This is a genomic window from Pseudomonas sp. NKUCC02_KPG (assembly GCF_019345465.1).
Taxonomy (GTDB): Bacteria; Pseudomonadota; Gammaproteobacteria; order Pseudomonadales; family Pseudomonadaceae; genus Aquipseudomonas.
Genome location: NZ_JAHKRC010000024.1, coordinates 16186 through 34368 on the forward strand (window position 1 = coordinate 16186; position 18183 = coordinate 34368).

An 18183-nucleotide genomic window follows, 5' to 3' on the forward strand; every position below is an offset into this window, starting at 1 on the left:
GACTCACACCACTCCCTGGCGATACCACTTGCTGCGTGCAATCCCTTGGCCGATCACTTCGATCAAGGCAATGCTGAGCACATACAGGAGCGTGGCAAAACCGAAGGCCTGGAACGTCTTGAAGGTTTCGGTCTCGACTTGCCGCGAGGCATACGACAGTTCGGCCAAGCCGATGGCCATGGTCAGCGACGAGTTCTTCAGGGCATTCATGTATTGCCCCAGCAATGGCCCCAACGCCGTGCGCAACGCCTGGGGGAACACGATGTAGCGCCACACCTGGGCAGGCTTGAAGCCCAGTGCCAGGCCGGCAGCCCGTTGCTCGATGCGCACCGAACTGATGCCTGCGCGAAACTCTTCGCAAATGAAGGCTGCCGTGTAGAGCATCAGGCCCCAGAACCCGGCAATGAATTCAAAGGACGGCCATTCAATCTCAAGCACACCCAGAGACAGGCTGCGCGGCTGGTTGAGCCACATCACCAGCCCTTCGGGCAGCATCGCCGTGACCCCGAAGTACCAGAAAAACAACTGCACCAGCAGCGGCGTGTTGCGAAACAGGGCCAGGTAGGCCCGTGCAGGCCACGACCACAGGCGCGAAGGCGAAATGCGCGCCAGGCACAGCAAAAATCCCAGCCCGGTAGCCACCAGGCAGGTCAGCAGGGAAAGGATCAGGGTCAGAACAAAACCATCGAGCAGCCAGTGCAGGTAGAGCGGGGCCAGCAGTTCACCGAACATAAAAAACGTCCATCCAGAAACGAGCAAAACCCGCCCGGTTGACCGGGACGGGCTTTCAAAGGTGTTGCGAGTTAGCTCTTGTCGCCGATTTTGTACAGACGGGTCAGCGGGGTCTTGGTGGTCGGGCCGAACCAGGCGTCATAAATGCCCTGAGCCTTGCCCTGGGCTTCCAGGTCGGTGAGGGTCTGGTTAACCACTTCGGTCAGGCGCGCTTCGCCTTTTGGAATGCCGACACCGATCAGGTCATTGGAAATGGTGAACGGCGGCACTTCATATTTGTCCTTGTCCGGCACATTGGCCAGCAGGCCGATCAGCTTCGGGCCGTCCTGGGTGATGGCTTGTACGTTGCCGTTGCGCAGGGCAGTGAACGCGAACGGGGTGTCATCGTAGGCAACCACTTTGGCACCGGGGAATTTCTCGCGCAGCACGCCTTCGTTGACGGTGCCCTTGTCCACGCCCACACGCCACTTGTTCAGTTCATCCGGGGATTTGAGGGTGCCTTTCTTGACGATAAATTGCTGGCCCGAAGCGAAATACGGAATGCTGAAATTCACCTGTTCGGCGCGCTCAGGGGTAATGGTGAAGTTGGCCAGCACCAGATCCACCTTGTTTGCGACCAGCAGCGGCACACGGTTGGCCGGGTTGGTCGGCTGCAACTGCAACTTCACGCCCAGCTTGTCGGCAATGGCCTTGGCATAGTCCACGTCCAGACCTTCAATCTGCTTGCTCTTGGCATCGACAAAACCAAATGGCGGGTTGCTGTCAAAGGACGCTACACGCAGCACACCGGACTTTTTGATGTCATCCAGACGATCAGCGTGGGCCAGGCCAGACAAGACAGCCAGGGTCAAAGCGGTGAGGGCAGTGAGTTTTTTCATTTCGTTCTCATCATGAGTTGGAAGAGTTATGACGAGAGTCTTGCAGGAAATTTAGCTTTTAAAAAAGAATATAAAACGATTTAAATATTCCTTTAAGGAATATGGTATTGCGTTGATCGCTGTGGGAGCGGGCTTGCTCGCGAAGGTATCCACGGGGTTTGCCTGACAAACCTCGCCGCCTCAATCGCGAGCAAGCCCGCTCCCACAAAAAAGGGGGGGCTCAGCAAATTATTACCGCACTCGACTCATCGCCATCACACTCGTCAACACGATGGCTGCGCCTGCCATCACCCCCATGGAGACGGTGCTCTTCAACACCACTGCCGCCATCACCATCGCGACCGGGGGAATCAAATACATCACCCCGACCACGCGGCTGACCTCGGCTCTGGCCAACACAAAGGCCCAGAACAGATAAGCCAGGGCGCTGGGAAAAATCCCCAGCAGCAACACTGCCCCGTTCACCCGTGCGGGAGCATTCAAGACCGCATCCGTGAGCCCCGGCGCGTACACACCCAGCAGTAAGGTCCCGCTCCAGATCGTGTAGCACACCAGGGTCAGTGGGCTGTAGTGGTTGGAGTAATGCTTTTGCAAGGCGAAATAGACGCTCCAGGAAAACGCCGCCAATAAAATCAGCAGGCCCTGGGGCTTGAATCCAGTGATGCCTTTATCGCTGATCACCACCACCAGCGCGCCCAGCAAACCCATGCCCACCCAGAACCAGCGCCAGCCGCTGACGGGCTCTTTCAAAAATACGCGGGCAATCAGGGTGCTGAACAGCGGTGCGGATTGCGCCAACACGCTGGAGGCGCCGGGGCTGACCCATCGTTGCCCGAAGTTGAGCGCCACGTGATGCAGCACAATGGCGAAAAAGCCCAACATGATCAGCCAGGGCACATCCCTGAGCCTGGGCAGACCCATGCGCAAAACCAGCGCAACCACCCCCATAAATACCGAGGCGATCAAAAAGCGCAACAGCGCCAGATGCCCTGGCGAGTAAGCGTGCAGACCGATATTGATGCCAATCGGCGAGTACGCCCAACACAGCACAACAGCGGTCATGGCGGCGACACGGCTAAATGGAAGCGGCACGTTGATGACCTGCAATCCTGTGGAGTGGCGGGCAGTGTTTACCGGCCTTGCCGTGGGTCACAAGTGAGTTATAAAGAACCCAGAAATCATCAGGAGTGAACAATGGAGTTAAGCCAGTTGCGTATGGTCAAGGCGGTGGCAGAGTGCGGCAGTATTGCCCTGGCAGCTCAACAGCTGCATTGCGTACCGTCGAATATCACCACCCGTATCAAGCAGCTGGAAAGCGAGTTGGGCACTGTGTTGTTCACCCGCTCGGGGCGGGGCTTGCGCATCAGCCCTGCGGGCAAGGTCTTTGTGAACTTTACCGAGCAAATTCTGGCGCTGGTCGATCAGGCAAAGCGTGCCGTACAGCCCCAGGCCGTGCCCGCTGGCAAGCTGCGCATCGGAGCGATAGAGTCCTGTGCCACCGGGCGATTGCCGCCACTGCTGGCCGAGTTTCATCAGCGCTACCCGCAAGTGACGCTGGAGCTGGTTACCGGCCAATGGCGTCAATTGATCGATGACGTACAGCATCATCGACTCGATGGTGCGCTGATCGCAGGCGATAGCGATCAGCCCAGGCTCAATAAAAATTCGTTGTATGACGAACCGCTGATCATGATTGCCAGCCCGACACTCGCACCGCTTGCCAGCCTTGGCGATGTGCATCAACACACCGTCTTTATGTGGCCACCCGGTTGCCCGTACCGTGCGGCACTGGAGAATTGGCTGGCGGCGCACCGACTTGAGGTCAACTGCGTCGATTACGCGAGTTGGGGAAGCATCATTGGCTGCGTCAGTGCGGGTGCAGGCTTGGCGCTGGTCCCTGAAGGGCTGCTCCCGCATTTTGGTGCTTGTGGGCACCTGACCGTCTACCGCTTTGCCGAGCTGAAGCCGATTCCCAATCAGTTTTTCTGGCACAGCGAAACCGGCAACCACGGTGCCCGGGATGCGTTTGCTGCACTGTTGGCTGAGCGTTTCGAGCCTTTGCCCGTTTTTCCAGAGCGATTGCGTAGCAGTTGACGAGGCTGCGCTCAGGTTTACGCCCGTGGATCAAAAGCATCACGGCAGGCCTCGCCGATAAACACCAGCAGCGAAAGAATCAGCGCCAGTGCACAGAACGCGGTCAGGCCCAGCCAGGGGGCTTGCAGGTTGCGCTTGGCCTGGCCGATCAGCTCGCCCAGCGACGCGGTACCCGGCGGCATGCCAAATCCCAGAAAATCCAGGGCGGTGAGGGTGGCGATCGCGCCCGTCAAAATAAACGGCAGGTAGGTGAGGGTTGAAGTCATGGCGTTGGGGAGGATGTGCCGTCGCATCAGCTCGATATCGCTCAGGCCCAGTGCCCGCGCTGCCTTGACGTATTCCAGGTTGCGACCGCGCATGAACTCGGCGCGCACGACGTCCACCAGTGCCAGCCAGCTGAACAGCGCCATGATCCCCAGTAACCACCAGAAGCTTGGCGCCACAAAGCCCGACAAGATGATCAGCAGGTACAGCACCGGCAGCCCGGACCATACCTCTTGCAGGCGCTGGCCCAGCAAGTCCACCAGCCCGCCATAATACCCTTGCAGGGCGCCAGCACCGATGCCCACCACCACGCTGATGGCGGTCAGGATCAAGGCAAACAGAATCGAAATCCGGGCGCCGAAAATCACCCGCGCCAGTACATCCCGGGCCTGATCGTCGGTGCCCAGCCAGTTTTGCCTGCCGGGTGGACTGGGAGCGGGTTCCTTGAGGTCGTAATTGACCGTGTCGTAGCTGAACGGGATGGGCGCAAACAGCATCCAGCCACCCTGGTCGTCAATCAATTTGCGCACGTAGTCACTTCGGTAATCGGGCTCGAACGGCAGTTCGCCGCCAAACTCGGTTTCGACGTAGCGGGTCGCCACCGGGAAGTACCACTGATCTTTGTAGTGAATGGCCAGCGGCTTGTCGTTGGCGATCAGTTCACCGCACAGGCACAGGACGAACAGCGCGATAAAGAGCCACAGTGACCACCAGCCCCGGCGGTTGGCCTTGAAACGGGCCAGGCGCCGACGGCCCAGGGGGGAAAGGTTGAGCATCAAGCCTCCTTCGCCGAGAAGTCGATGCGGGGGTCGAGCAGGGTGTAGCACAGATCGCCGATCAGTTTGATCAACAGGCCGAACAGGGTGAACAGGAACAGCGTGCCGAACACCACCGGGTAATCCCGTGACACGGCTGCTTCGTAGCTCATGCGCCCGATGCCGTCGAGGTTGAAGATGGTTTCAATCAACAGTGAACCGGCGAAGAACACTTCGATCAGGGCCTGGGGAATCCCGGCCACCACCAGCAGCATGGCGTTGCGCATGACATGGCCGTACAGCACCCGGCGCTCGGTCAGGCCTTTGGCCCGTGCCGTGACCACATACTGGCGGCTGATTTCGTTGAGAAAGCTGTTTTTGGTGAGGATGGTCAGGGTGGCAAAGCCGCCAATCACCAACGCCGAGACAGGCAGCACCATGTGCCACAGGTAATCGCCGATTTTGGCGAAAAACCCCAGGCTGTCGAAGTTTTCCGAGACCAGGCCTTGCACCGGAAACCAGCTCACATAACTGCCACCGGCAAAGACCACAATCAGCAAAATGGCAAACAGAAACGCCGGCATGGCGTAGCCGATGATGATCGCGGTGCTGGTCCACACATCGAACGCGCTGCCATTGTGGATGGCCTTGCGTATGCCCAGCGGGATGGAGATCAGGTAAGTAATCAGCGTCGCCCACAGCCCCAGTGAAATAGTCACCGGCAGTTTTTGCAGGATCAGGTCTGTGACCTTGGCGCCTCGAAAGAAACTGTTGCCAAAATCCAGTTGCGCATAGTTTTTGAGCATCAGCCACAAGCGCTCGTGCATGGGTTTGTCGAAGCCATAGTGGCGGGTGATTTCTTCGACAAGTGCCGGGTCCAGGCCACGGCTGCTGCGGCTGGCAACGCCAGTGCCGCCTGCCATGTCGCGGGCTCCGCCGGCCACGGTCGTACTGCTCACACCCTGCAAGCGGGCAATGGCCTGCTCCACCGGGCCACCGGGGGCGGCCTGCACGATCAGGAAGTTGACCACCAGAATGCATAGCAGGGTGGGGATGATCAGCAACAAGCGTCGACTGATGTAATGCAGCATCTCAGTGCCCCTCCAGCGATGTGCCGGTTGCTTCCATGGCTGCATTGGTCAGTGCGGTTTTGCTGATCTCCCACCAGGTGTCCAGCCCCTCGTCATACTTGGGCTCCAGCGCCGGACGGGCGAAGCGGTTCTGGTACACGGTCGGGGTGCCCACCGAGTAATAGTTGGGAATCATGTAGTAGCCCCACTGCAGGACGCGGTCGAGGGCGTGGGCGTAGTGCACCATTTCGTCACGGGTATTGGCCTGTACCAATCCGTCGAGCAGTGTGTCCACGGCCGGGTCGCGCAGCACAAAGGCGTTGGAGGCACCGGGCTGGGTGGCACTGCGCGAGCCATACATGTCGTACAGTTCCCGGCCCGGGGAGACGATGGGGACGCCACTGCGCGGGAAACCCACCACGATCATGTCGTAGTCACGGGCATTGAGCCGGTTGACGTATTGCGCCGAGTCTATCTTGCGGATGTCCATGTGGATGCCGATCTGCGCCAGGGTCCGCTTGTACGGCAGGATCATGCGGTCGAATCCGCCCTGGCCATCGAGAAAGGTGAAGCTCAGCGGTTCGCCCTGTGCGTTGACCAGCGTGTTGTTTTTCGCGCTCCAGCCTGCCTCCTTGAGCAGCGCCAGGGCTTGCAGCTGTTTGTCGCGGATGTAGCCGCTGCCATCGGTTTTCGGCGCTTGATAGACCTGGGTGAACACTTCATCAGGCACCTTGCCGCGCAGGGGTTCGAGGATCTCCCGTTCACGGGCGTCGGGCAGTGCAGTGGCAGCCATTTCGCTTTTGGGGAAGTAGCTCTGCTGGCGCACATAAAAACTGCGCATCATCTGCTTGTTGGTCCATTCAAAATCCCATAGCAGGCTCAACGCCTGGCGTACCCGGCGGTCCTGGAAAAACGGATTCTGCAGGTTGAAAGCAAAGCCCTGGGCAGCGCCCGGCTTTTGCCTGGCGAATACGCCTTTTTGCAAGCGGCCATCGGTCAGCTTGGGGCTGTCATAGCCGATGCTGAACCCGGTGGCCGAGAATTCGCGGTTGTAATCGAAAGCTCCACCCTTGAGCAGTTCGCGGGCCACGTCCGTGTCGCCGTAAAAATTCACGGTCAGGCGGTCAAAGTTGTACAGCCCCTTGCTGACCGGCAAGTCCCTGGCCCACCAGTTTTTGTTGCGCTCAAAGCTGATGCTGCGCCCCGGATCGACTTGCGACACCGAATACGGGCCGCTGCCCAAGGGCGGCTCAAAACCGCCGCCATTGCTGAAGTCGCGGGTCTGCCACCAGTGTTGCGGCAGGATGCGCATGCTCGCCAGATCCAGTGCCAGGGTACGGTTCTGGTTGCTCTTGAAGTCGAAGCGCACCTGCAGCGGGCCTTCGATCTCCACTGCCTTGACCTCGCCATAGAGCATGCGAAAGCCCAGGCTGCCTTGGGTCATCAGCAGGTTGTAGGTGTAGGCGACATCCTGGGCGGTGATCGGTGTGTCGTCGGCAAAGCGTGCCTTGGGGTTCAGGTAAAACCGTACCCAAAGACCGTCCGGGTCGCGCTCCATTGTTTGCGCCACCAGACCGTAGACCGTGTAGGGCTCATCCAGTGAGCGAAAGGCCAGTGGCGAGTACACCCAGTCATCCACTTGCGCGACTCCCGTGCCTTGGTCGACGTAGGGGGAGATGTAGTTGAACTGGCCTATTTCCATTGCCGCCCGGCTCAGCGATCCGCCCTTGGGTGCATCCGGATTTACAAAATCGAAGTGCTGGAATCCGGCCGGGTATTTGGGTGCTTCACCATAGACGGTCATGGCCTCGCCGGGCGCTGCGCTCACGCTCAGGCACAGGCAAGCCAGCACGGGGGCCAGCAGGGAGCGGAGCAGGGGCAGGAGTGGTAGAGGCATGCGGGAGTTCCTTGTGCCGCGTGTTGAAAAAGCCACTCCCACAGTATTGATGATTAAAAAGCGGATTACCCGGGGTTAATCAGGCTTTGTCGACAGTGCAGGGTCAACCGGGCTCCGCCGCTTTCGCGGTTACTGACGTCCAGGGTGAAGCCGTGCAGGTTGACGATGGCGGCGACGATGGACAGGCCCAGGCCAAAACCGCCGTGGCTGTCATCGCAGCGGTAAAAACGCTTGAACACGGCCTCCCGCTCGGCCTCGGGGATACCGGGGCCTGTGTCGAGGACCTCAATGCGCGGGCTGCCGTTGTCGTCAGTCGCCCGCAAAATCACTTCACCGCCGGGCGGGGTGAATTTGATCGAGTTGCTGAGCAGATTGGCCAGCGCCTCAAACAGCAATGCACGATCGCCCGTCAGGCTGGGCAATGTGGGCTGCGTGTCGAGCACCAGAGTGACCTGGCCTTCTTCCGCCAGCGGCAGGTAAAAATCGTACAGTTCCTGCAGCAGGGGCAGCGGATCGAGTTGCAGGAAGCCCGAACGCCGTTGATGGTCTTCCAGCTCGGAAATGCGCAGCAAGCCGCGAAAACGTGCCATCAGGGTGTCGGTTTCACCGATGACTTCGTCCAGTTGCAGGGCTTCGGGGGAGCCTTCGACAGCATGCTGGCGCATCCGGTAGAGCTGGGCCCTCAAGCGGGTGAGGGGGGTGCGCAGGTCGTGGGCGATGTTGTCGCACACCCCCTTGACCTCGTGCATCAGCAGTTCGATACGATCGAGCATGGCGTTGACGATGGCCGCCAGCATATCCAGCTCGTCACGCCGATTGGACAGTGGCAGGCGGTAAGTCAAATCCCCTGCGACAATCGCTTCGGCGCTGGCCTGGATCGCCCGAATGCGTTGCAAGGGGCGTCTGCGCAGCAAATGCCAACCGGCAATGCCCGGGATGATGGTCAGCGACAGGCCCCAGAACAATGCATGCAAAATGATCCGGGTGACGGCAAACAGCGAGCCGTTGTCGCGCACCAGCACCAGCCAGCGCCCGTCGTTGGTTTGTGTGGCGATGGCATCGCAGCTGTCCTGGGGCAGGTTGGGGTCATCGGAGTCGATGCAGGTGCTCAAGGCGTGGATCCGGCCATCCAGCGGCAAGCCCGGAGGGAGGGCCTGGATAGGGCCGCTCAGGGGGTTGTGTTGGGCATCGAACAGGCCATAGGCATCCACTGCGCGCATGTCGAAGGTCATGCTGGTGGCAAGTGCTTCGTCCAGTTGCTCGCCTTCAAAGCGGGCAAACAGGTGCTGGCGCTGCATCAGCGAGTGCCTGGCCAGGTTGCCCAGGTAATCCGACACCTCGTAATAGAGCACCCCCATCAGGATGCAGCTCCAGGCCACGAACAGAAAACTGTACAGCGCCAGCAACCGGCTGCTGGAAGAACGCCAGCCCTTAGAGGGGTTCGGCAATGACATAACCCGAGCCTCGGACAGTGCGAATCAGAGGCACTTGGCCCGGCGGATCGATTTTTTTGCGCAGACGGCCGATATGCACGTCGATCAGGTTGGTGCCAGGGTCGAAGTGATAGCCCCAGACTTCCTCGAAAATCATCATGCGCGAGAGGATTTGCCCGGTGTTGCGCATCAGGAACTCCAGCAACTTGTACTCGGTGGGCAGCAGGCTCAGCTGTTGTTCGCAGCGGCTGGCTTCACGGGTGATCAAGTTGAGTTCAAGGTCCGAGACGCGCAATGAAGTCTCGTATTTGTCGACCGGACTTTTACGCCGCAACAGGACTTCAACCCGGGCCGCCATCTCGTCGCTGGCAAAGGGTTTGGTCAGGTAGTCATCGCCCCCGGCGCGCAGGCCGCGAACCCGTTCGTCCACATCGGACAGGGCGCTGATCATCAGAATGGGTGTACTGACACCAATGGTGCGCAAGGTGGTCACGATCGCCAGACCGTCCAGCTCAGGGAGCATGCGGTCAAGGGTGATCAAGTCGTAGTCGCCGCTGACAGCGCGTACCAGACCTTCACGACCATTGGCTACCCAATCGACCTCAAGGCCGTGGCTGGTCAATTCAGCCACGATTTCTTTCGCCGTCACGGCATCGTCTTCAATGGTCAAAATACGGGTCATACCGTCACCTGATGGGCTCTTTCAGCGTTGAGCACATTTTGCCCGCAAAAAGCTGAAACGTTTCTGAATATTTCTTCATGTTCAGCAAGTCGTCAGAAAGCGTAGTCCAAATGTCCATGACAAGGCTCAGTAGCCGGGTCGTTGATGATGCCCGACAGGAACATCTGGATACATTTGCGGTATAAGTTCCGTTGTTTATTTTTTCAGGCCCTTTGTTCATGCAAACCCCTTCGCAACGGCCGCTGTGGCTGATCTACCTGATCTTTCTTGCGCCGATGGTGCTGTCCAACTTCCTTCAGAGTTTCTCCGGCACCCTCAACGGGATCTATGTCGGGCAATTGCTGGGTACGCAGGCGCTGGCCGCGGTGTCGGGGATGTTTCCCATCGTGTTCTTTTTTATTGCGCTGGTGATTGGTCTGGGGGCGGGCGCTTCCGTGCTGATCGGTCAGGCCTGGGGGGCGCGGGAAACAACGATGGTCAAGCAAATCACCGGGGCGACCCTCACCCTTGGGGCGCTGATCGGGCTGATTGCAGCGGTGTTGGGCAGCCTGTTGGCGCGGCCCGCCTTGCAGGCGCTGGGCACGCCGGTTGACGTACTGGAGGAGGCTGTCGGTTATGCCAGGGTCATGATGCTGATCATGCCGTTGCTGCTGGTGTTTATTTTGTTCACGCAAATTCTGCGTGGGGTCAGTGACACGGTTTCCCCATTGCTGGCACTGATGGTGTCCACGGCGGTTGGCTTGCTGTTGACCCCGGCGTTGATCCTGGGCTGGATCGGCTTGCCGCCGATGGGTATTCAAAGTGCGGCCTATGCGGGGCTGGTGGGTAACGTGCTGGCCATGCTGTTTCTGGTGCTGCGCTTGCGCCACAAAAACCATGTCATGGCCCCGGACCGCGAACTCTGGGCTGCGCTGCGCCTGAACCGGGAGATTCTGGGCAAGGTCCTGCGTATCGGTTTGCCCACGGGCGTGCAGATGGTGGTGCTTTCGCTGTCGGAGCTGGTGATCCTGGCGCTGGTCAACAGTCACGGCTCCCAGGCCACCGCGGCCTATGGGGCCGTGACCCAGATCGTCAACTACGTGCAGTTTCCGGCGCTGTCGATTGCCATTACGGCCTCGATTCTGGGGGCACAGGCCATTGGCGCCGGTCGCATTGAGCGTATCGGGTTGATATTGCGCACCGGTTTGCTGATCAACCTGTGCCTGACCGGTGCCCTGGTAGTGCTCGGTTATGGGCTGTCGCACTGGTTGCTGGGACTGTTCATCACCGATGTCGAGGCGCGGGTCAGGGCTGAGCACCTGCTGCATATCATGCTGTGGAGCGTGCTGGTATTTGGCTTCCAGGCGGTTATTGGCGGGATCATGCGGGCCAGCGGCGTGGTCCTGGTGCCTATGGGGATCACGATCTTCTGCGTGCTGTGCATTGAGTTGCCGGTGGCTTATGCACTGGATGCGCATTTTGGTCTGCAAGGCGTGTGGATGGCGTTCCCGGTGACCTATATCGCCATGCTGGTTCTGCAGACTGCGTATTACCGGCTGGTCTGGCGGCACAAGCAGATTCAGCGGCTGGTTTGAGTGTGTGAGGCTGCGACAGGTTTGGTGCGCCCCTGCGCGCTTGATCGCAGCCTCGCACGGCTCGTCAGCGACTACGGCGCAAAACCATTCTCTATGACCGTTTTTCACTCCTTCATCCGGGCTAGGCCATTTGGACGATGTGCCTGTGGCTGGTCAGTCCGATGATCGAAGCCAGGTTCTGGATACCTCGCTGAGGAGCAAGCCAGAGCATCCAAGATAATAAAAAACAGGACTGGCGGCATGAACTCTGCCCAGCAATTGAATCGTGCAGCGAGGCATCTACCATGCGCTCAATGATCGGCTATCTGGTTTGCCTGATTGTCGCTGCAACCCGAGCATTCACTTTCTCACCCCGTCCCGCCTCTACCGTCGCTTCTGCTCAGTTGCGCCCGGACCGCCTGCAAATCAACGGCATGCGCTGTTGCCCAATATCGTTGGCTTTGCCAAGCCGGTTCAATCTGGATCGACCGTTGGTCAGGGTTAAAACCCAGGCAATGGACGCACCTGCAGGGCATTACCCGTTCAAGCAGATCCTTGCGGCCAGGGACTCCTAAAACCGCTGAACAGACAGCCTGCCGGGCTTGCATGACGGCTAGTATAAAGAGACATTGAGTTGTTTTTGCGCCGTTACCGCTGCAGGGGCTGCGTATAAATAACCGCTGGAAATAAGAACAATAAAAAGGGCAGGCCCCGAACCTGACCCAACGCGAGGAAGCATCCGTGGATACAGTGACCCTGAACCACCAAACCCTGGCCAGTCTGGGGCTCGAATTGGCCGATTACGATCAAATGGTCGGCAGCTTCTACGACGGTGCTTTGGACCCGAAAGTGATGGGCCGTACCTTGTGTGCCGTACGCAGCATGTTCAAGGCCAACTATGCGACCCTTATTCTGCGGGTTCCGGACCAGCCCGATCTGGGCCTGATGATTGTGGCCGGCGATATTGAAGGCGAGGGTGAACTGACGTATCAGACTTACCCGCAAACCCTTACCCCGTTCGCAGGGCAGGCGCTTGACCAGGTGTTTACGGTTGAAGACCTGATGAGCGAATCCGAGTGGGTCCAATCGGCGTACTTCAAGGCTTACTGCGCCAAGCAGGATGTCTTCCACGTGATGGGTGCCGATATATCGACCCCCGACGGTGGCAAGCTGCGCTTTCGTCTGACCCGGCCCAAAACCTCACCTGCCTTCTCCAGTGCCGAGCGCGCGTTGTGCAGCAGCTTCCTGCCGCATTTGCGCCGGGCCCTGCACCTGCACAATCTGCTCGATCGCAGCGAGTCCATGAGCGAGCTTTACGCCCAGGCCATCAGCCGCCTGTCCGTGGCCACCATCGTGCTCGACGAAACCGGCAAGGTGCTGCGCCTTAACCCGATTGCTGAAGAAATCCTCAAAAAAGCCGATGGCTTGAAGCTGGTGGGCGGCAGGCTGGAGGCCACTTACCCCAGCGACAATCGCGAGCTGCAGCGCCTGGTCAAGCACATCTTCAGCCAGGAAGTGCGCGACGGCGGGGTGACGGCCGACGCGATGTCCGTTACCCGGCCATCGGGCCAGGTCAGCCTGGGATTGGTGGTCGAGGCTATTCCTTCCCTCGAATGGGCGGAAGGCAAGAGCAAGCCTGCGGCGGTGATCTATATCCGTGACTCGGTCGGCAAGTCCCTGGCCAGTGAAGTGGTGACCAAGCAGCTGTTCAACCTGACCAAGGCCGAAACTGCGCTGGCGATGGAGCTGGCAAACGGCTTGTCCCTGGAAGAAGCCGCCGAAAACCTGAACATCAGACGCAACACTGCACGGGCACACCTGCGCTCGATCTTCTCCAAGACCGGTGTACGCCGTCAGACCGAACTGGTAAGAATTTTGCTTAACAGTGTGGTTGCCTTGGGAAAGCCCAAGTGCGCCTTGCGAGCGGCTGAGTCCGTGATAGTGCCGGCACCCCAGTTGGCGCGACCGGTTCGTAAAAGCGCTTAAGTATTGATTCCAGGTTGGCAATGGCGATTTAACGTCACTGCCAGCTGCCTTTCAGGCAGGCCAGACAGGGCCAGGATCATCAAGGTAAGTCTTATGCCAGTTACAGCTGTCAGTGGTTCCGCTTCCGGCAGCGTCGTGTTCGTCGATGGTGGCATGGACGTAATGGTGCGTGCCCAGCGCTTCTGATCTTTAAGGAATTCTGATGAATAAAGTGGCATTTATAACAGGCGCCAGCCGCGGTATCGGTCGTGAAACAGCGCTGGCGTTTGCCCGCGCAGGTTTTGATCTGGCCATCAGCGCACGCAGCCTGGAAGAAGGCGAAAGCCATACCCACGGCTTGCGTAACCCCGACGGCACGGCGCTGCCCGGCAGTCTGAACGCAACGGCCGCAGCGATCCGCGAACTGGGCCGCAAGGCGCTGGTGGTGCGGATGGACCTGCTTGACAGCGAGTCGGTGCTGGCCGCCAGCCAGGCGGTGTTTGCCGAATATGGCCGGGTGGATGTGCTGGTCAATAACGCGATCTATCAGGGCAGCGACCTCAACGCGCCCTTTATGGACTTGCAGCCCGAGACCCTGGCACGGGTGTTTCAGGGTTACATGATGACTCCGTTTCTACTGACTCGGGCCGTGGTCAGTCAGATGCTGGAGCAGGGTGGCGGGGTGGTGATCAATGTCACCTCAGGCGCGGGTGAAACCGATCCTCCGGTGGCGGCGGGCAAGGGCGGCTGGGGGTATGCCTATGGGGCGGGCAAGGCAGCGGTGTCGCGGCTGTCGGGCATTTTGTCGGTGGAGTTTGGCGAACAGGGGATTCGCGCCTACACCCTCAACCCCGGGGTGGTGACCACTGACGCCTTGCGCGCCACCATCGGTGACAAGGGCGTGATTGCCTTGCGTGCAGGCTCGGCGCCGCCTGAGGTGCCAGCAGCGGTGATGCTGTGGCTGGCGACCAATGATGCAGCAATCGATCACCAGCGCAAGACCATCCACTGCCAGCCGTTTGCCCGGGAACACGGGATTGTTGAGGATTGGCGTTAAGACCCTCACATGGATCTGGGACAGGGTGCAGTTTGTGTGGAACAACCCTGAAGGCAAGCTGCCCGTATAAGGCTAAGGTACTGCTGGCTTTTTGATCCGTGCTGCTTAAGATGGCCGTCAATCAAATGTCATCGGGCTCGGAATACGGCCAATGTTGAACAAGGACACCATCTCCATTCATCTGGTGCGCGAGGCGTTGCTGCAGAGCTGTGCGCCCGGTAGCGCCACGGATGAAGTGCTGCATAAGGTAGGCATTGCCCCCGGGTTGCTCAACGAACCGGATGGCCGTGTGCCTGCGCTGGTCTATGCACGGATGTGGCGACTGTTGGCGCGACGTCTGGATGACGAGTTTTTTGCCATGGACCCGCGCAAGCTGCGTTCTGGCAGCCTGGCGTTCATGTGCCGCACCGCAATGGCTCAGCCGACCCTGGCCCAGGGGCTGGAGGTGGTGCTGGGATTTCTGTCGTTGATGCTGGAACGCTTGCCGGCGCAACTGGTGCGCCAGCAAAGCCTGGCGGAAATCGTCTTGCACGAACCTGAGCAACCGGCGAACCGTGGCTTTACCTACTTCACCTATTGGATGATCGTGCACGGCGTTGCCTGCTGGCTGGCCGGGCGGCGAATTCCTATTCTGGCCATTGAGTTGCGCTGTGCGGCGCCCGATTACTGCGAAGACTACGAAGTGATGTTCTCCGAGAACCTGCGCTTTGAGCGGCCACGCACACGGATGATTTTCGCTGCCGATTGCCTGGATGCACCGATCAAGCGCAACGCCCAGGAGCTGAAGCGCTTTCTGGCCGAGGCACCTGCCAATATCCTGGTCAAATACCGGGATCCCGAGAGTCTGGCCAGCCAGATCAAACAGCATCTGCGCCAGTTGCCTGCCGAACAGTGGCCTGAAACCCCGGGCCTGGCGCAAAGCCTGTGCATGTCGGCATCGACCTTGCGCCGCCGCTTGGCGGACGAAGGGCACACCTTTCAGGGGATAAAGGACGGCGTGCGCAAGGAGCTGGCGATTGGCTGGTTGGCCGAGCCCGACCACAGCTTTGCCGACATCGCCCTGCGCCTGGGCTTTGCCGACACCAGCTCGTTTTACAAGGCTTTTCGCAAGTGGTCGGGAACCAATCCGGGGCATTACCGCAGCTTGATTCTAGGCGGTGGCTGAACCCAGGCCGCGGGTCGTGCGCAGTCGGCCTTCGAGACGTCGTTTCAACCCCTGGGGTTCAATGATCAGCTTCGAACCCTTGGCTGCATTGGCCCGTCCCCACTCTTCGAACAGCTCCAGGCAGGAGTGGTCGATGTAGCTCAGGTTGCTGAGGGGGACATGCACGATGCTACCGGCCGGTACCCGAGCCAGAACCTGAGTCAATGCCGGTACTTTGAGAAAGGTTGCCGAGCCATTGAGCCGCAACTCCATTTCACCGCTGCGGGGCAGATCAATCAGGCTGATTTTCAGGCGCGCTGCCTTCCAGGCCAGATTGGCCAGGGTGAGGCCGAACCCCAGCAGTACCCCGGTCAGCAAGTCAGTGAAGATGATTGACAGGGCGGTTGCCCCATAGGTCAGCATCGGTATGCGGCCATAGCGTACCAGGCCGCGAAACGCCTTGATGTCCACCAGTTTGATCCCGGTATACACCAGCACACCCGCCAGGCTCGCCACTGGAATGCTTTGCAGCACACTGGACAGCAACAGCACAAAAGCCAGCAGCCAGAGGCCGTGGAACATTGTCGAAAGCCGGGTGGTGGCACCTGCCTGAACATTGGCCGAACTGCGCACGATCACACCGGTCATTGGCAGCGCGCCCAGCACGCCACAGAGCATGTTGCCGACCCCTTGCGCGGTCAGTTCCTTGTCAAAATCCGAGCGCTGGCCGTTGTGCATGCGGTCGACGGCTGCGGCGGACAACAGGGTTTCTGCGCTGGCAATAAACGCCACTGCAAACGCCGCGATCAACAGTGCGGGATCGGCAAAGTTCAGCAGGTCGGCCGGACGCAGCCAGTCGATAGCGTCCGCCAGATTGTCCGGGACCTCCACGCGCTTGACCTGTAACGCCATGACCAGGCTGACGGCCGTGGTCAAGCCCACACCGAGCAGGGCGCCGGGGACAAAGCGCAGCTTTTGCGGGCGTAATTTATCCCACGACCACATCACCCCGATGGTTGCCAGGCCCAGCAGGCCCGCCTGCCAGCCAAGGGTTGGAATGGCTTGCGCCACTGCCTGCGGGAAGCCGGCAAGGTTATCAAGGCCCGAGGGTTTGGGGGTGCCGTCGAGCATCACATGCAGTTGCGACAACACAATCAGCACCCCGATTCCGGCAAGCATGCCGTAGACCACAGCCGGGGCGGTAACGCGGAACCAGCAACCCAAACGCAAACGGCCGGCCACCAGTTGTAAAAAGCCTGCCAGGAGCAGGATCGGTCCCAGCATGGCCATGCCATGCTGGCGTACCACTTCGAACACCAGCACTGCCAGCCCGGCTGCCGGGCCACTGACCTGTAGTGGCGATCCGGCCATCCAGCCCACGACCAGGCCGCCGATGATACCGGTGATCAAGCCTTTGGCCGGGGGCATTCCGGAAGCGATGGCGATGCCCATGCACAAGGGCAGGGCGACCAGAAACACAACCACAGAGGCCAATAGCTCCCGTGGCAATACTGCTTTTAATTGCGCAGTACGCATGATGATTCTCCCTGGGGATTCTTGGGGCGTGGCAAAGGCCGGCGTCGTGCCTGGTTGCCACGGCTACCTCATTGGGACATGTTCAGAAACGCGCTTTGGGTGTCGCGCAAGGGATTGTCTGGAGATTGTCCAGTGGCAGAAAACTGCCGGACTCAGCGTCGTAGGCTTTGATTTGGCTGGTTTCGATGTTGTAGACCCAGCCATGGATAAACAACTGGCCGCTGGCCATGCGCGAAGCGACGGAGGGATGGGTACGCAAGTGCTGCAACTGAGCGATCACGTTTTCTTCGGTAAGCACGTGCATGCCTTCAGCTTCATTGGCGCACGCACAGTTCTCCTGAACCATGGTCCTGGCCACTTCGGCATGGCGCAGCCAGGCTTTGACCGTGGGCATTTTTTCAAGGCTTTGCGGGTTGAGCACGGCGCGCATCGCGCCACAGTCGGAGTGCCCGCAGACGATGATGTGCTGTACGCCCAGTGCCAGGTTGGCGTATTCGATCGCCGTGCTGACCCCGCCATTCATCTCGCCATAAGGCGGTACGACGTTGCCGACATTGCGGGTGACGAACAGATCGCCAGGAGCGCTTTGGGTAATCAATTCGGGGACGATTCGAGAATCGGCGCAAGCGATAAACATCGCCCTTGGGCGTTGAGCGGTGGCCAGTTTTTTGAACAGGTCTTTCTGTTGTGGAAAGACCTCACGATGGAAATGCAGAAAACCTTCAACAATGAGCTGCAGTGCTGCGTCAGCCTGTTCCGTTTCAGGAGGGGCAGTAGCTGCAGCCGAGCGCTGTGTGACCTTGATATCCATCGTTCATCCTCTGTGGTAGAGCAGGGGAAAAGCTAATGCGAGTCATTTGTGACTCTTCGGTCACGTTAGCGCCCGAAACTTAACTGAACCTTAATTGAATGCTCTAGCACGGGCTTTATATGAGGATGCTACCTATTGCGGGAGGGGGTTTTGTTGCCATGCAACGACAGCGGCTGTGGTGATTCAGGGGACCACGATCACCGATTCTACGACTGCTTCGCAGCCTCGTTCCTTCGACAGCTACTTGTAGGTTGGCGCTAAACCGTTTTTCGTAGGGTTCTGTGACGTCTGCGATGCATTTTGCTTTTGCTG

16 protein-coding genes are annotated in these 18183 nt (G+C 59.4%); 6 read left to right on the forward strand and 10 right to left on the reverse strand.

What is annotated here, in order from left to right:
- Positions 1 to 3 precede the first annotated feature (3 nt).
- From KO536_RS23445 to KO536_RS23455, 3 genes are all read right to left on the reverse strand, one after another.
- On the reverse strand, positions 4 to 732 hold the full coding sequence (locus KO536_RS23445; RefSeq protein ID WP_219263190.1) for an amino acid ABC transporter permease: 729 nt from the start codon (positions 730 to 732) through the stop codon (positions 4 to 6).
- Between the two features lie 71 nt (positions 733 to 803).
- The gene (locus KO536_RS23450; protein WP_133077657.1) at positions 804 to 1610 is read right to left on the reverse strand and encodes an ABC transporter substrate-binding protein; all 807 of its coding nucleotides are present in this window, start codon (positions 1608 to 1610) and stop codon (positions 804 to 806) included.
- A gap of 231 nt (positions 1611 to 1841) precedes the next feature.
- Positions 1842 to 2708 carry a DMT family transporter gene (locus KO536_RS23455; protein WP_374105728.1) on the reverse strand — a complete coding sequence of 289 codons (867 nt, stop codon included), beginning with the start codon at positions 2706 to 2708 and terminating at the stop codon, positions 1842 to 1844.
- Between the two features lie 96 nt (positions 2709 to 2804).
- Here KO536_RS23455 and KO536_RS23460 point away from each other — a divergent pair, with 96 nt between their 5' ends.
- On the forward strand, positions 2805 to 3704 hold the full coding sequence (locus KO536_RS23460; RefSeq protein ID WP_219263192.1) for a LysR family transcriptional regulator: 900 nt from the start codon (positions 2805 to 2807) through the stop codon (positions 3702 to 3704).
- A 17-nt stretch (positions 3705 to 3721) separates the two neighbouring features.
- Here KO536_RS23460 and KO536_RS23465 read toward each other — a convergent pair whose 3' ends face one another.
- From KO536_RS23465 to KO536_RS23485, 5 genes are all read right to left on the reverse strand, one after another.
- The gene (locus KO536_RS23465) at positions 3722 to 4744 is read right to left on the reverse strand and encodes an ABC transporter permease (RefSeq protein ID WP_219263193.1); all 1023 of its coding nucleotides are present in this window, start codon (positions 4742 to 4744) and stop codon (positions 3722 to 3724) included.
- Positions 4744 to 5814 (reverse strand): microcin C ABC transporter permease YejB, encoded by a 1071-nt coding sequence (locus KO536_RS23470; RefSeq protein WP_219263194.1) that lies wholly within the window; start codon positions 5812 to 5814, stop codon positions 4744 to 4746. Before KO536_RS23470 ends, KO536_RS23465 begins: the two co-directional genes overlap by 1 nt.
- Before the next feature lies 1 nt (position 5815).
- Positions 5816 to 7690, reverse strand: coding sequence for an extracellular solute-binding protein (locus KO536_RS23475; protein WP_219263195.1), 1875 nt, complete (start codon positions 7688 to 7690; stop codon positions 5816 to 5818).
- Between the two features lie 65 nt (positions 7691 to 7755).
- On the reverse strand, positions 7756 to 9144 hold the full coding sequence (locus KO536_RS23480; RefSeq protein WP_219263196.1) for a HAMP domain-containing sensor histidine kinase: 1389 nt from the start codon (positions 9142 to 9144) through the stop codon (positions 7756 to 7758).
- On the reverse strand, positions 9122 to 9805 hold the full coding sequence (locus KO536_RS23485) for a response regulator transcription factor (protein ID WP_219263197.1): 684 nt from the start codon (positions 9803 to 9805) through the stop codon (positions 9122 to 9124). The genes KO536_RS23480 and KO536_RS23485 overlap by 23 nt, the downstream gene beginning before the upstream one ends.
- A gap of 218 nt (positions 9806 to 10023) precedes the next feature.
- Between KO536_RS23485 and KO536_RS23490 the strand changes: the two genes are divergently transcribed.
- From KO536_RS23490 to KO536_RS23510, 5 genes are all read left to right on the forward strand, one after another.
- Entirely contained in the window at positions 10024 to 11379 is a 1356-nt protein-coding gene (locus KO536_RS23490) for an MATE family efflux transporter (protein ID WP_219263198.1), read from the forward strand.
- A gap of 284 nt (positions 11380 to 11663) precedes the next feature.
- Positions 11664 to 11933: a hypothetical protein gene (locus KO536_RS24390; RefSeq protein ID WP_257623066.1), complete on the forward strand. Its 270-nt coding sequence runs from the start codon at positions 11664 to 11666 to the stop codon at positions 11931 to 11933.
- Between the two features lie 166 nt (positions 11934 to 12099).
- The gene (locus tag KO536_RS23500) at positions 12100 to 13344 is read left to right on the forward strand and encodes a helix-turn-helix transcriptional regulator (protein ID WP_219263199.1); all 1245 of its coding nucleotides are present in this window, start codon (positions 12100 to 12102) and stop codon (positions 13342 to 13344) included.
- Positions 13345 to 13546: 202 nt separating this feature from the next.
- The gene (locus KO536_RS23505; protein ID WP_219263200.1) at positions 13547 to 14380 is read left to right on the forward strand and encodes an SDR family NAD(P)-dependent oxidoreductase; all 834 of its coding nucleotides are present in this window, start codon (positions 13547 to 13549) and stop codon (positions 14378 to 14380) included.
- Positions 14381 to 14531: 151 nt separating this feature from the next.
- Positions 14532 to 15545 carry an AraC family transcriptional regulator gene (locus KO536_RS23510; protein WP_219263201.1) on the forward strand — a complete coding sequence of 338 codons (1014 nt, stop codon included), beginning with the start codon at positions 14532 to 14534 and terminating at the stop codon, positions 15543 to 15545.
- Here KO536_RS23510 and KO536_RS23515 read toward each other — a convergent pair.
- Together KO536_RS23515 and KO536_RS23520 are read right to left on the reverse strand one after the other, a co-directional pair.
- The gene (locus KO536_RS23515) at positions 15531 to 17060 is read right to left on the reverse strand and encodes a SulP family inorganic anion transporter (RefSeq protein WP_219263202.1); all 1530 of its coding nucleotides are present in this window, start codon (positions 17058 to 17060) and stop codon (positions 15531 to 15533) included. The two genes, KO536_RS23510 and KO536_RS23515, sit on opposite strands and share 15 nt — an antisense overlap.
- Positions 17061 to 17142: 82 nt before the next feature.
- A complete protein-coding gene (locus KO536_RS23520; protein WP_219263203.1) occupies positions 17143 to 17871 on the reverse strand; it encodes a carbonic anhydrase in 729 nt (242 codons plus the stop codon).
- Between the last annotated feature and the right edge of the window lie 312 nt (positions 17872 to 18183).

Bases quoted from the DNA above. Each gene is read 5' to 3' on its own strand.
- KO536_RS23445 (WP_219263190.1), bottom strand. From the start codon at position 732: ATGTTCGGTGAACTGCTGGCCCCGCTCTACCTGCACTGGCTGCTCGAT.
- KO536_RS23450 (WP_133077657.1), bottom strand. From the start codon at position 1,610: ATGAAAAAACTCACTGCCCTCACCGCTTTGACCCTGGCTGTCTTGTCT.
- KO536_RS23460 (WP_219263192.1), top strand. From the start codon at position 2,805: ATGGAGTTAAGCCAGTTGCGTATGGTCAAGGCGGTGGCAGAGTGCGGC.
- KO536_RS23465 (WP_219263193.1), bottom strand. From the start codon at position 4,744: ATGCTCAACCTTTCCCCCCTGGGCCGTCGGCGCCTGGCCCGTTTCAAG.
- KO536_RS23470 (WP_219263194.1), bottom strand. From the start codon at position 5,814: ATGCTGCATTACATCAGTCGACGCTTGTTGCTGATCATCCCCACCCTG.
- KO536_RS23475 (WP_219263195.1), bottom strand. From the start codon at position 7,690: ATGCCTCTACCACTCCTGCCCCTGCTCCGCTCCCTGCTGGCCCCCGTG.
- KO536_RS23480 (WP_219263196.1), bottom strand. From the start codon at position 9,144: ATGTCATTGCCGAACCCCTCTAAGGGCTGGCGTTCTTCCAGCAGCCGG.
- KO536_RS23485 (WP_219263197.1), bottom strand. From the start codon at position 9,805: ATGACCCGTATTTTGACCATTGAAGACGATGCCGTGACGGCGAAAGAA.
- KO536_RS23490 (WP_219263198.1), top strand. From the start codon at position 10,024: ATGCAAACCCCTTCGCAACGGCCGCTGTGGCTGATCTACCTGATCTTT.
- KO536_RS24390 (WP_257623066.1), top strand. From the start codon at position 11,664: ATGCGCTCAATGATCGGCTATCTGGTTTGCCTGATTGTCGCTGCAACC.
- KO536_RS23505 (WP_219263200.1), top strand. From the start codon at position 13,547: ATGAATAAAGTGGCATTTATAACAGGCGCCAGCCGCGGTATCGGTCGT.
- KO536_RS23510 (WP_219263201.1), top strand. From the start codon at position 14,532: ATGTTGAACAAGGACACCATCTCCATTCATCTGGTGCGCGAGGCGTTG.
- KO536_RS23515 (WP_219263202.1), bottom strand. From the start codon at position 17,060: ATGCGTACTGCGCAATTAAAAGCAGTATTGCCACGGGAGCTATTGGCC.
- KO536_RS23520 (WP_219263203.1), bottom strand. From the start codon at position 17,871: ATGGATATCAAGGTCACACAGCGCTCGGCTGCAGCTACTGCCCCTCCT.